Source organism: Gynurincola endophyticus (genome assembly GCF_003991195.1).
In the GTDB taxonomy this organism is placed as follows: Bacteria; Bacteroidota; Bacteroidia; order Chitinophagales; family Chitinophagaceae; genus Gynurincola; species Gynurincola endophyticus.
Genome location: NZ_RCWL01000003.1, coordinates 383,624 through 396,979, shown reverse-complemented (window position 1 = coordinate 396,979; position 13,356 = coordinate 383,624). Strand labels below are relative to the sequence as shown.

The 13,356-nt window shown below is 38.5% G+C and carries 14 protein-coding genes; 9 read left to right on the top strand and 5 right to left on the bottom strand.

The window, feature by feature from the left end:
* Positions 1-171: 171 nt before the first annotated feature.
* From D9O48_RS08365 to D9O48_RS08350, 4 genes are read left to right on the top strand one after another with little or no spacing between them, the layout of a single operon-like run.
* A complete protein-coding gene (locus D9O48_RS08365; protein WP_158624848.1) occupies positions 172-1,311 on the top strand; it encodes a glycerate kinase family protein in 1,140 nt (379 codons plus the stop codon).
* A complete protein-coding gene (locus tag D9O48_RS08360) occupies positions 1,299-2,672 on the top strand; it encodes an aldehyde dehydrogenase family protein (RefSeq protein WP_126972494.1) in 1,374 nt (457 codons plus the stop codon). Before D9O48_RS08365 ends, D9O48_RS08360 begins: the two co-directional genes overlap by 13 nt.
* Position 2,673: 1 nt before the next feature.
* Complete coding sequence (locus D9O48_RS08355) at positions 2,674-3,258, top strand: glutathione peroxidase (protein WP_126972493.1); 585 nt, start codon at positions 2,674-2,676, stop codon at positions 3,256-3,258.
* 2 nt (positions 3,259-3,260) lie between these two features.
* Positions 3,261-3,764 (top strand): hypothetical protein, encoded by a 504-nt coding sequence (locus tag D9O48_RS08350; protein WP_126972492.1) that lies wholly within the window; start codon positions 3,261-3,263, stop codon positions 3,762-3,764.
* A 53-nt stretch (positions 3,765-3,817) separates the two neighbouring features.
* Here the strand turns inward: D9O48_RS08350 and D9O48_RS08345 are convergent, their stop codons facing one another.
* Positions 3,818-4,780, bottom strand: a complete 963-nt coding sequence (locus tag D9O48_RS08345; RefSeq protein ID WP_126972491.1) for a M28 family peptidase — start codon at positions 4,778-4,780, stop codon at positions 3,818-3,820.
* 16 nt (positions 4,781-4,796) lie between these two features.
* Complete coding sequence (dusB, locus tag D9O48_RS08340; protein WP_126972490.1) at positions 4,797-5,834, bottom strand: tRNA dihydrouridine synthase DusB; 1,038 nt, start codon at positions 5,832-5,834, stop codon at positions 4,797-4,799.
* A gap of 107 nt (positions 5,835-5,941) precedes the next feature.
* Here dusB and D9O48_RS08335 point away from each other — a divergent pair, with 107 nt between their 5' ends.
* From D9O48_RS08335 to D9O48_RS08325, 3 genes are read left to right on the top strand one after another with little or no spacing between them, the layout of a single operon-like run.
* Positions 5,942-6,802: a CPBP family intramembrane glutamic endopeptidase gene (locus D9O48_RS08335; RefSeq protein WP_126972489.1), complete on the top strand. Its 861-nt coding sequence runs from the start codon at positions 5,942-5,944 to the stop codon at positions 6,800-6,802.
* Between the two features lie 8 nt (positions 6,803-6,810).
* Positions 6,811-7,680, top strand: coding sequence for a phosphatidate cytidylyltransferase (locus D9O48_RS08330; protein ID WP_126972488.1), 870 nt, complete (start codon positions 6,811-6,813; stop codon positions 7,678-7,680).
* Between the two features lie 49 nt (positions 7,681-7,729).
* A complete protein-coding gene (locus tag D9O48_RS08325) occupies positions 7,730-8,389 on the top strand; it encodes a phosphatidylserine decarboxylase family protein (protein ID WP_126972487.1) in 660 nt (219 codons plus the stop codon).
* A 95-nt stretch (positions 8,390-8,484) separates the two neighbouring features.
* On the opposite strand, the gene D9O48_RS08320 is transcribed toward D9O48_RS08325, so the two are convergent.
* A complete protein-coding gene (locus D9O48_RS08320; RefSeq protein WP_126972486.1) occupies positions 8,485-9,180 on the bottom strand; it encodes a YjjG family noncanonical pyrimidine nucleotidase in 696 nt (231 codons plus the stop codon).
* 87 nt (positions 9,181-9,267) lie between these two features.
* On the opposite strand from D9O48_RS08320, the gene D9O48_RS08315 reads away from it, so the two are divergent.
* Together D9O48_RS08315 and D9O48_RS08310 are read left to right on the top strand one after the other, a co-directional pair.
* Positions 9,268-9,969, top strand: a complete 702-nt coding sequence (locus tag D9O48_RS08315) for an SDR family oxidoreductase (protein ID WP_126972485.1) — start codon at positions 9,268-9,270, stop codon at positions 9,967-9,969.
* 5 nt (positions 9,970-9,974) lie between these two features.
* Entirely contained in the window at positions 9,975-11,669 is a 1,695-nt protein-coding gene (locus D9O48_RS08310; protein WP_126972484.1) for a BatD family protein, read from the top strand.
* Position 11,670: 1 nt separating this feature from the next.
* On the opposite strand, the gene D9O48_RS08305 is transcribed toward D9O48_RS08310, so the two are convergent.
* Together D9O48_RS08305 and D9O48_RS08300 are read right to left on the bottom strand one after the other, a co-directional pair.
* Positions 11,671-12,372, bottom strand: coding sequence for a response regulator transcription factor (locus D9O48_RS08305; RefSeq protein WP_126972483.1), 702 nt, complete (start codon positions 12,370-12,372; stop codon positions 11,671-11,673).
* A gap of 5 nt (positions 12,373-12,377) precedes the next feature.
* Positions 12,378-13,355, bottom strand: a complete 978-nt coding sequence (locus D9O48_RS08300; protein ID WP_126972482.1) for a sensor histidine kinase — start codon at positions 13,353-13,355, stop codon at positions 12,378-12,380.
* Between the last annotated feature and the right edge of the window lies 1 nt (position 13,356).

Genomic DNA, 13,356 nt, shown 5'->3' with positions numbered 1-13,356 from the left:
AAATGATTGATTCAGCGCATGATTTGCGGGATAATTTTACCTGCTAAACACAGGAGAAATAAAGAACCCTTCATTCTTAATTCTTCATTCTCAATTTTCCACTCTCCCCTCTCCCTTATATTTGGAGATTTCCGCGTTTTTTCGTATCTTATTAGGATACACCTGTCATTCATGAATACCAATGTATTAATCGCTCCTAACGCCTTTAAACACTCCTTATCTGCACCAGAAGCTGCAAAAGCAATCCAACTCGGATTTGAACAAGCTGAATGGAAAGGCTTGCTCCGCAGTTTTCCGATTGGTGACGGTGGTACCGGTACCGGCAGTTTATTAGCAGCAGTCCTAAAAGCAACATTGATTAAAACACCGGTCGAAAACTTATTGGGTGTAATCGAGCTGGTAGAATGGGGTTGGTGTGCTGAAGAGGAGCTCGCCATTATAGATCTGTCTGCGGCGAACGGTTTACACAAGATTACCGATGACCAGAAAGATCCGCTCCACCTGACCACTTACGGCACCGGCCAACTCATCAAAGCTGCACTGCAAAAAAAAGCCAAAGAAATTTTACTTTGCGTGGGGGGCAGTGCTACAATCGACGGAGGTATTGGCATTGCTCAGGCATTGGGTGTAAAATTCATTGATCACCGCGGAAATGAAATCAGTACACCGGTAGACTTGATTCATCTCGCAGAAATAGATAAAAGCGGTGCAGATAAACAATTACAAAACTGTTCACTGAAAGTATTATGTGACGTAAATACAACTTTTCTTGGAGCACAAAATGCCATTGAAGTTTATGGCCCTCAAAAAGGGGCCGACACAGGTATGCAAAATTTGCTGATCAGAAGTTTTAAAAAATATAACTCTTTACTTGAATACTATGGCTACGAAAGTATTGCCGGAATAGAAAAAGGCGGAGCTGCGGGTGGAGTAGCGGCAGGCATGAAAACCTTATTCAATGCCCAATTAGTAGACGGTTTTGAGACTTTTTATACCTATACCGGGTTAGATAAGCAAATGCCCGAATTTCAAATATTAATAACAGGCGAAGGAAAACTTGATAATCAAACGCTTGAGGGTAAAGGTCCGTATGCAATAGCCCGAAAGGCACAACATTTTAATATAAAAACGGTAGTAGTTGCAGGTGTTATTCAAGAAGATTTTAATATTGATAACAGTCCTTTTTACAGCGCCTACGATATTATAAGTAACTTTAAGAACGGAAATGACTTTTCGCAAACGCCACACTTTCTAACAGAACTGGCCAAACGAATAGCGAACGATTTAAAAGACCATTTATGGAAACATTGAGCGCATTATACGAAGTCAGAAAATATTATGAAACAGGAAGCACAAAGCCTTTTAGTTTTCGTATTCAGCAATTAAAAAAACTTCACCGGTTAATTGAAGAAAACGAAGCCTCCTTAATGAAAGCTTTGCACAACGATTTACGTAAAAATGCAGCCGAAGCATGGGCCACTGAAATAGGGTTTACATTACATGAACTTAGCCTCACCATAAAGCACTTAAAAAAGTGGATGAAACCCAAAAAGCTAAAAACAAATCTGCTCAATTTCCCATCTAAAAGTTTTATTCAACCCGAACCGCTCGGTGTGGTATTAATCATCTCTCCCTGGAACTATCCTTTTCAGTTATTGTTCACTCCATTAATCGGCGCAATGGCAGCCGGAAACTGTATTATATTAAAACCCAGCGAACTGGCACCTGCTACCAGTGAAGCGATGCGTAATATCATTGTCAATCATTTTGAACCGGAATATATTCTTTGGGTAGAAGGTGAAGGTGCTGCGGTTATTCCACCAATGATTGAAAACTTTCAGTTTGACCATATCTTCTATACAGGATCAACACCGGTAGGTAAAACTATTTATCAGCTGGCCGCACAACAACTTACGCCCGTAACTCTGGAACTCGGCGGTAAAAGTCCTTGCGTTATCGATGCAGACGCTAATATAAAAGTTGCTGCCAACAGAATTGCCGCTACCAAATTTTCTAATGCCGGGCAAATGTGCGTAACGCCAGATTATTTGTTGGTACACGAATCTGTGATGGATGAGTTTATCCGGTTACTGATTAAAAAAATTGATAAATTTTTTGGCAAAAACGCATTTAACAGTAAAGATTTCGGGCGTATTATCAACCATAAACAATTCGATCGTATAGCAGGTTATTTACAGGAAGGCAAAGTGTTATATGGTGGAGTAACTGACAGAGCAGACAAATACATTTCTCCTACTCTTCTGACGAATGTATCCATGAAGTCGCCGATTATGCAGGAGGAGATATTCGGCCCCTTATTACCCATTATTCCATTCAGAGAAAAGCGTTCTGCACTTGAAGTCATTGCGCAAAACCCTAACCCGTTGGCTTTTTATATTTTCAGTGAGTCTGTCTCTAACCAACAATTCTGGTTAAACAAAGTAGCTTCGGGCGGAGCTTGTATTAACAATGTTGCCTGGCATTTAACCAATCCGAATATCCCTTTTGGAGGACGTGGGCATAGTGGAATAGGAAGTTATCACGGAGAAAAAAGTTTTGAAGTATTTTCGCATTATAAAGGCGTATTAAATACACCGGGTTGGTTTGACCCTGTACTGAAGTACCCTCCGTACGAAGGAAAACTCAACTTATTCAAACTATTAATTAAGTAAAATGAAGATCGCGCAAAAAATAAAAAAATGGCTTTATCCGGTGATTATGAAAGCCGGTAAAGCAAAATTTGACGGAGTTTTAAGTAATGTCTCACATACAGCTCCGCCTGAAAGTATTTATGACCTGAATATTATTTTAAACAATCAGCAATCATTGGCATTATCTGTATTCAAAGGGAAAAAGATTTTACTGGTGAACACTGCTTCCGATTGTGGATTTACTGCACAATATGAAGATTTACAGAAACTAAGCGAAGCATTTGCCGATACATTGACGATTATAGGCTTTCCTGCAAACGATTTTAAGGAGCAGGAGAAGGGCACCGACTCCGATATTGCAGCATTTTGTAAAATGAATTACGGTGTAAAATTTCCTTTGGCGGCAAAGTCAATCGTTGTTAAACATCCTTCTCAAAACAAAGTTTTTGAATGGTTAACAACACCGGCTAAAAACGGCTGGAATGATCAGGCTCCTGTGTGGAACTTTTCTAAATACCTGGTAGATGAAAATGGCTATTTGGCAAACTATTTTCCTCCTACCACAGCCCCTTTAAGTGAAGAAATATTAGCAGCATTAAAGAGTTAAAGATGATCAACTATACCGAGCTTATACTTGAACTAAAGAAACAATTTACCAATACCGTTTTAACTACTCAGGTTGTTTGGCTGATCCTTGTTATCATAGGATTCAGCATACTCCGTCATCATAGAAAAAAGCATAATTTCAGAAAACCGCTGGCTGTTTTTGTTTTTGTGGGTGGAGCCTATAATCTGTTTGCATTACTGATGAAAGTGAAGGCAATGGCATTGTTAAATGAGTTTGACGAATCTTTTACCAAAAGCCGTGAAGCAGGATATCCTTTTGTAGAAAAAGTAATTAATGTTATCTGGGCAAATGGCCTTGTCAGATCAGGCATCGTGGTTTTAATGATGGTCGGGATTGTTTATATTATGTTTCTGAGAATACGTCAGAAAAAATATGCACCGGTACAATGGGTATACGGAGCCGTTTTAGGACTATTTGTATGCAGCTTATTAATTACGAAACTAAAATTCGATTTCGAATCAATTATGACCAAATTATTTGGATAAGAGTTTTTCTATCCGCAAATAAAAAAACGTCTCCGGTTGGAGACGTTTTTTAGTTATGAATTCGTTGGTTTGAATGTTTTATCGAACAACTGTACAAAACTCAGAATCGATCTGACAGCTCCTACATAAAACTCTTTCTTTACTTTCTCAAACGTATCGGTTGCTTTGTGATAATCAGCATGATCTTCTACACCAAAATAAATAAACGGAATACCTACCTGTTTGAAAGCCCCCTGATCAGATAAGCTGGTCCAGTCGTTTCTTCCTCCGTTTGATGGATCATCATATCCGTATTTAATACTGATTGGCGCAATAGCTATTACGGGATCAATATAAGTTTTCAGAAAAGGATGTTGAAACGTTCCGCAAGCATACAAGTCATTGTTATCATCGCGGCTGATCATATCCATATTTACATTTAAAATGATTTGTTCTTTTGCCACCGGCAGGTTGGCAACAAAATGTCTGGCACCTCTCAACCCTGACTCTTCCGCATCAAAAAATGCAATTACAATGTTATGATCTGGTTGATTTTTCTGAAAGTATTTTGCAAACTGGATTAATGCGCTGGTTCCGCTGGCATTATCATCAGTACCATTAAAAATTAATCCGTTACGTTCGCCGATATGATCGTAGTGAGCAGAAAGAACAATGTATTTATCTTTGTATTTCTTTCCCGGAATTAAACCGATCACATTATTGGCGTTAATTTTATTTACAGTATCGTTACGTCTGTTCATCGTGAACGGTTGACGATACGCAGCTAACAATGGTTTTACACCAAAAGACTGTAATTGCTGAATTAAAAATTCCTGTGCTTTTTCGCTTTCCGGAGAACCTACGAGGCGGCCTTTAAATTCGTCAGACGACAAGTACTGCAGGTGACTCATTAAAGTAGTTTCATCTACGGCTTGTAGCTTTGGAGTGGAACCCGCTTTTTTAGTTGATGAGCAAGCTGCAAATACACTGACTAAAGCAATTATTAGTACATAAACAGACAGTTTTCCTGATTTCATATATTAGTTTTGTTTTTTATCCGCAAGCATTTATCTGGTCGCCTGAAAAACCGGCATAAGATCTTTCTACCACAACATCCTTGTATTTTTCTTTTACTTCTTCCAGTATTTCTAATACTTCTACCAGCGTTTTAACGGTTACCAGTTTAGTACGATATTCTTTGATATGTGAAAGACCTTTTAAATAATTGGTATAATGGCGGCGCATTTCCAGAATGCCCAATGTTTCACCTTTCCATTCAACAGATTTCTGAACATGAGTTTTACAGATTTCCACACGTTCTTCAACGGTAGGAAACGGCAAAAGAATGCCCTGTTTTACGAAAGCCTTGATTTCTCTGAAAATCCAGGGATAACCAATTGCTGCCCTTCCAATCATGATGCCATCAACACCATATTTGTTTTTGTATTCCAGTGCTTTCTGCGGAGAATCAATATCTCCATTGCCAAAAATAGGAATATTGATACGTGGATTATTTTTTACTTCGCCGATCAGGGTCCAGTCGGCTTCTCCTTTATACAATTGAGCCCGGGTTCGTCCGTGAATCGAAAGTGCTGCAATACCAACATCCTGTAATCGTTCGGCTACTTCCAGAATATTTTTATTCTGGTCATCCCAACCGAGCCTGGTTTTTACCGTAACCGGCAGAGAAGTTGATTTTACCACCGCTTCTGTTAACTTCACCATCAGGTCTATATCTTTCAGCACTGCGGCACCGGCACCTTTAGAAACGACCTTTTTAACCGGGCAGCCAAAGTTGATATCTACCAGATCGGGCTGAACCGTATCTACAATTCTGGCACTCAATGCCATAGCTTCTTCATCTCCACCGAAAATCTGTATACCGAAAGGGCGTTCAAACTCGGAGAAATCTAATTTCTGACGACTTTTAATGGCGTCTCTGATCAGTCCTTCGCTGGAAATAAACTCACTGTACATGAGATCAGCACCTTCCTGTTTACAAACATATCTGAAGGGCGGATCACTGACGTCTTCCATCGGAGCCAGTAAAAGCGGAAAATCAGGTAATTCTATGTTTCCAATTTGAACCATTCTCTTATCACGATTATATAAACGGGCTACTCACCCTTAAAATAATGTGTATCTTGCAGACACAACACAAACACAAAATTACGCATTAAATCATTCACATACAGAATATGATCTCGCAATATAAAATCGTTTCTCCCTTGAAGCAATTGGCGGTTTTGTTTATTATTCTTTCTCCGCAGTTATTTCTGGTTCTGAGCTCAACATTTCAGGCAGATCAGCTGGGAGGGATTGATTTAACCTCTAAAGAAATGATTACTAAGGCTAAATGGTTGCAGGTTTTCTCATCTGTTGCTTTTTTTATCATTCCGGCTTTTCTATTTTCTGTTTTTACCGTGCATTACGGCCATCTAAAATTTTTAGGGTTAAAAAAACCTCAGCATAGCAGTTTTTTACCGCTGGCGGGCGTTTGTATTCTGGTGAGTGCCCCGCTTGTATTTTGGTTAGGTCACCTCAATGAAATGATTCCTTTACCTGAGAAGTTTCTTCAAATGGAAGAAGCCACTAATTCACAAGTCAAAGCTTTTCTTCATACAGAAAATGCATTTGATCTGTTGTTCAATCTTTTTGTATTGGCATTGGTGCCTTCCATAGCAGAAGAAATTTTGTTCAGAGGCGCTATGCAAAGAGTATTAATACAACTGACCAGAAATCCCTGGGCAGGTATTATCATTTCTGCCATCATATTTTCTGCCCTTCACTTACAATTTGCAGGATTCTTACCACGTTTTTTCCTGGGAGTGTTATTAGGTGCTTTTTATTGGTATAGCGGAAGCTTGTGGGTTCCCATATTTGCACACTTTGTGTACAATGGAATACAGGTAGTAGCTGCCTCTTATTATCCGGACCTCGGTGATAAAAACCCTGAAGTACCTATTCTTGCTGCACTGATCAGCGCCATTATTATTACTTACATTCTTTATCTGTTTAAATCAAAATCGAAGGCTCAGTTAGAACCTTTACCAGAATAAAACCGGATATGGCTTTAAATCTAAATACCTTAAAAACCCGTACATTATCGGCAATCGTTTTTGTGATTGTAATGGCAATCGGGTTGTGCTGGAATTTCTATTCGTTTATTTTACTCTTTTCAATCATTCATTTCGGGTGCTGGAAAGAGTATCAGTCATTAATTGTAAAAATTGACCCGGAATATAAGAAGATTCATCCCGCACACCGTTACGGAGTAATTTTTCTGGGTTGGTTTATCATGTTGTTTTTCGTGCCGTCTCAATTGCAGTCACAACAGCTTTCTATCAGTGCTATCGGTTGGTGGGGAGCATTGATTCTGCTATTTATATTACCAATTATCGAACTGTTGTTATCAAGACATATTCAGCCTAAAAATACCTTATACTCACTGGGCGGGTTAGTCTATATTTCGCTAAGTATCGGTTTTATGGTTTACATCTATCATTTACCGGTTACCATCTTTGAAGAAGGAAATCTGCGCATCGGAATCTTACCATTGGTATTGATTGCTTCTATCTGGATTAATGATACAATGGCTTATATAGTGGGGTCATTAATCGGAAAAACACCATTTTCACCCATTTCTCCGAAAAAAACCTGGGAAGGAACTGCCGGAGGGGCCATCTTAGCAATACTCACGGTAGGTACTATTGCTTATTTTTTACAAATGGATTACATAGAAATGGGCATCATTGCCACTATTGCTGCTATAGCCGGTACACTGGGCGACCTGTTCGAAAGCAAGCTTAAACGAATGGCTAATGTAAAAGACAGCGGTAATATGATGCCAGGGCACGGTGGTTTTTTAGACAGGTTTGATTCTCTTATTTTTGCCACACCATTTGTTTGGTTATTTTGCTGGATAATCTATTCTTAGCAGAATTATTAATATTTTTTTAACTTCGCTCAAACGCAATACTTTCATAATGACAATCCATAGAGAAGGATACAAAAGCATCGCAATTGCTACTATCATTTTTGCCATTATAAACCTGGCATCATTCTATTTCATCAGCGCTACTTTACCATGGTTGAGCTGGCTGATTTTTATTGCAACACTAGGATTAGTTCTTTTCATCATTTCTTTTTTCAGAATACCAAACCGTACCAAAACTTTTGGTGAAAGCAAGGTGATCAGCCCTGCCGACGGTAAAGTAGTGGTAATTGAAGAGGTTTATGATGATGAATATTTCAAAGCACAATGTTTGCAGATTTCAGTGTTTATGAGTCCTGCAAACGTACACCAAAACCATTGTCCTGTTGATGGAGAAGTCGTTTATAACAAATATCATAAAGGAAAATATCTGGTAGCATGGCACCCGAAATCATCTACAGAAAACGAACGCCATTCTGTTGTGATTAAAAACACAAAAGGTGAAATTCTCGTAAAACAAATTGCCGGTGCGCTCGCCAAAAGAATTATCAATTACCTGCAGGTTGATCAGAAAGTGAAACAAAATGACGAATTAGGCTTTATCAAATTCGGAAGCAGAGTTGATTTACTTTTACCATTGGGCACAGAAGTAAATGTGCAATTAAACCAGGTAGTAAAAGGTGGTATCACCATTCTGGCAACATTAAAGTAAACGTAACTTATTGTATAGATAAAAAAGCCTCCGCAAAATTGCGGAGGCTTTTTTTATAAAAGTAATAACAGCGTTAAAAGTTATCAGAAAACGGTTTATAAAATATCTTCTAATTGCCGCAGGTGACTGATCGTATAAGTAGGAGAAAAAGTTGAATTCTGCCCTATATGGTTTACAAAAACCTGATCCATACCCACACCATGTGCTCCTAAAATATCTGCTTCGATATTATCGCCGATCATGATACTTTTCTCAAAACTGGTTGCAGCTTTATTGATAGCATACTGAAAAATAGCCGGATGTGGTTTTAAGCTCATACTGGCTTCTGAAGTAATCACATGCTGAAAGAAATGATCAATAGAAGAATTTCTGATTTTATGCCATTGCACATCTTCAAAACCATTTGTAATCAGATGCAGGTGATATCCTTTTTGTTGCAGATAAGTAAGAATTTCAGTGGTATAGGGAAATAAAATATTACGTTGCGGCAGATGTTCCAAAAAGAAGGCAGCCATCTCTTTCGCCATCTTTTCATCTCCTATTCGATCGTCTAACAGCGTGTACCACATTCTCTTCCAGCGTAATTCATCGGAACGGATCTGTCCATTCCGGTATTTCTCCCACAACTTGTCGTTGTGCACTAAGTATCGTTTATAAAAAACATCAAACTCACTCACACCCTTAGCACCAAGGTTCATGTCTTTATACAGCGCATCCAGGGTTTTTTTCGCGTTGCTTTCAAAATCCCACAAAGTGTGATCCAAATCGAAAAAAACATGTTCGTATCTCATAAATGCAAGATACGACAGTAATTGTTAAAGAAACATCAATCCGGTTTGTAATACGTTTTTTGTATCTTAGTGAATCAAGTGAATTGTATGAAAAATGTTGTGATTACCGGGGCTTCTACGGGCTTAGGATATGCGATTGCTTCCGCTTTTGCGCGCGAAGGAAATCAATTGATATTAATTAGCAAAACTCCCTCAAAACTGGCAGCTGCAACAGAGCGCTTACAGAAAGAGAACACAGTGAATATAACGAGCTATGCAGCTGATCTTTCTGATAAAAAAGCGACGATCGATGTTGGAAAACAAATTTTAAAAGAATTTAACAAAATAGATATCCTGGTAAATAATGCAGGGTCATATGTGCCGGGTGCTATTTACAATGAACCTGATGGTCAGATTGAATTCATGATTAATACTAATTTATACAGCGCTTATCATTTAACTCGTACATTAATGCCTGCATTTGAAAAACAATCATCCGGGCATATATTTAACATGTGTTCGATTGCCTCTTTGCAAGCCTATGCCAACGGTGGCTCTTATTCAATTTCAAAGTTTGCCCTGGCAGGCTTCACCAAAAATCTACGAGAAGAATTAAAGCCTTTAGGCATTAAAGTAACCGGTGTTTACCCGGGAGCAGCATATACTGACTCATGGAAAGGTAGTGGAGTGGAAGAATCAAGATTAATGACGGCAGATGATGTTGCTGAAATGATTTTCAGTGCATCGAAGTTATCAGTACAGGCTTGTGTTGAAGAAATAGTATTACGACCACAATTAGGCGATTTATAATTATCATGAAAAAGTACATCCTCCTATTCGTTTTGTTTTTATCAGTTCACTTTACCTGGGCGCAAGGCATTACTATGACTTGTGAGGTAAGAAAAAAAACGATTACACTTGATGAAGAATTGATTATTTCATATACGATCAAGGGTGGAAAAGAAATCACAAAACTGGATATTCCGGATAATTTTTCGTTTCAGATTACCAATGAATTTCAAAGCTATCGTACAGAATATATTAATAATAGTCAACCGATTCTGACATTTACAAAAACCTTTACGCTTCGGCCTTTAATCACCGGCAGCTTTGTTTTTCCTAAGGCACAAGCTGTAGTAGACGGCTTTACAGTAAACTCTCAACCAATACAGGTAACTGTATTAAAAGGCACCGGAAAAAGTAATCATCCTGCGATGACTGTACCTGTTTCATTATTAAGTGATAACGAAACACCCGAAAAGAAAGTAAAAGAAAACATCGAATTAGTGCAGTCGGTTAATAAAAACACTTGTTATGTAGGAGAAAATCTGCTTTCTACTATAAAAATTTATGCCCGTCTGCAAGCGAAGTATTCTATTGGAAGTTTAGCTACTTATAACGGGTTTAGCATGGAAGACCAATACACCCAATATCGTTATGACCCCGTTGTAGTGCAACATAAAGGCAAGGACTATTCAATGAACGAAATCCGTTCTGTTCATCTCTTTGCGTTACATGAAGGAGAGTTGACAATTGAGCCTCTTTCTATCGAAGCTAATATTCCTTTACAAAGAAGAGCCCGCGAACAAAACAGGTATGAAAACTTTTTATACAAAGCCAATATTAGTTCTAACAAATTAAATGTGAAAGTATTGCCATTACCGTCTGAAGGCAAACCCGTCTCTTTTAATGGAGCAGTAGGCAACTTTAAAATTCACGCGTCGGTCAATAATCATACGGTACATGCAGAAGATCTGAATCAATTAGAAGTTACTATTGAAGGACAAGGTAATTTACCACTGGTGCACTTACCCGAATGGTCTGTTCCCGATCAGCTTTCGGTTAGTCAGAGTACTACACAAACCGATTACAGAAAAGAAGAATACCCTTTTCAGGGTTCTAAAAAGTTTGTGATTCCTTTTTATGTAAAAGAAGCAGGAAAGGTAACAATTCCGGCAATTGAATTCAGCTATTTCGACCCTAACAAAAAGCAGTACTTCCATACCAGTACAGAACAAATTGAACTTACTGTATTGCCTGCTGCGGTTCAGAACAGAGAAGCAATTGAAGAGGCTTCAAATGGCTTTAACTGGTGGCTGGCAGCTTTAGCAATCCCGGTTATTTTTGTTATCGCATTCTTTGTTTCCAGAAAAAAGAAAGTTGAAAAACCGGTTGTTGTTCAGCAAACGATTAGTCAGGCAGCTATATCAAAAAGCCTGTTACAATTTGATGCTGTAAAAAAATCTTATTGGGAAAACGACTATCATAACTTTTACAAAAACTTGCAGGAATATATTGTGGCTATTATAGAAGAAAAAGACGGTATCCGGATTTTAAACCAGCGCTCATTGGATAGTTATTTACCCGGGAGCGGGTTTAACCAGCTACAGCAAGAACAGATTCTTCAGTTATATTCAAAGGCACAATACAGTAGATTCAGTCAACTGGGCAGCACTGCCGATAACAGGCAGGATTTTCAGACTTTTGAAAAGTTAGCACAGAGCCTTTAGCTTATTCAGTATACTTGTATCCCACCCCACGCACCGAATGAAAATATTTGGGATTACGGCTATCGTCTTCAAAGTATTTTCTGAAGCTAAGGATAAAGTTATCGATGGTTCGGGTGGTTGGATATACGTTGTATCCCCAAACCGTTTGAAGGATTTTTTCTCGCGGCACCACTTCGTTTTTATTTTCAATCAACAGCTTTAACAGCATTGATTCTTTTTTACTTAGCTGGATTTTCTCACCGCTTTTGGTAGTAGCTTCCTGTGCTTTGAAGTCAATATAATTACTTCCGAATGAATAAGTATCTCCGATAGTTACTTTGTCATTCATTTTCAAGTTCTTATTAATCAACTTTTGTACACGTAAGATTAGCTCTTCCAGGTTAAAGGGTTTGGTCAGATAGTCATCTGCTCCTTTTTTGAGGCCCAATACCCTATCGGAGGATGTATTTTTAGCACTCAGTATTAAAACCGGTACTTCGTTTTGTTGAACACGTATAGTTTCAATGACGCTAATACCATCTATTTCAGGGATCATTACATCTACAATTAACAAATCAAAGTACTCTTCCTGTACTTTTTGTAACGCTTCCGTTCCGTTAAATGCTGAAGAAACTTCGTAGCCTTCCAACTCGAGGTTCAATTTCAATGCTTCATGCAAATTTTCTTCGTCTTCTATTAATAAGATAGATGGCTTTTTACTCATAATTATTACGCTAAAGGTAAAGTGATGGTAAAGTTAGTACCTCTTGGAGAATTATCTTTAATTCTGATGGTGCCGCGATGATCTTTTGCAATTTTATGACAAAGGAAGAGCCCCAGGCCGGTTCCTTTGGCTGTTCTGGTGGTTTCGTTACCGATTCTGTAGAACTTCGTGAATACTTTCTTTTTCTCTGTATCCGGAATACCCTGACCTTCATCAATCACCTCCACAATAGCCTGATTATTCTCTTTTTTAAGATTGCAGGTTACCGCACTGTCTTTCGGAGAATATTTCATTGCGTTTTCCAACAGATTATTGATTAGAATCTGCAACAATAGCTGGTCGCCCGTAACATTTATCCCCTGATGAATTGCCACATGCCATTCTCTTTCGGGAAATCTGGTTTCAAATCCACCTACACATGTATCAACCAGGTTACTGAAGTCTATCTCATCTTTGGTAGGGGAATATCTTTTTGACTCTAATTGAGCGGATACCAGAATATTATTCGTGAGTGTATTCAGACGGTTTATTTCACTTAGAGAGTTATCGAGCAGTTTCTGTTTTTGTTCTTCAGGTAACTGCCTTTTTAGTAAAGTTTCAAGGTTTAATTTGGCAACAGCGATAGGAGTTTTCAACTCATGAGTGATTGCCATCATAAAGTTTTGCTGTTGTGCCTGCAGCGTGATTTGTTTTCGGATGGCCTTATAAACAAATACAGCACCTACGAGAATAAAAGCAAGAAAGGTAAGACCTTCTCCGAGAAACTGTGCACTCTTGCGGCGGCGATCATCCTCTACACGGTCTGCCTTTTCCATATAGGCCGGGTCATCTAATTTCAGTTCGTTCAAACGATAATTTTTCATTTGAACATTTTGCCTTTCAAGAGAGTAATACCAGAATCCCAGGGCTGAAATAATGTAGATTAACAAAAACCAGTACATTACTCCGATTTTCATCAACTTCTTTCTCTCTTCTAACGACATT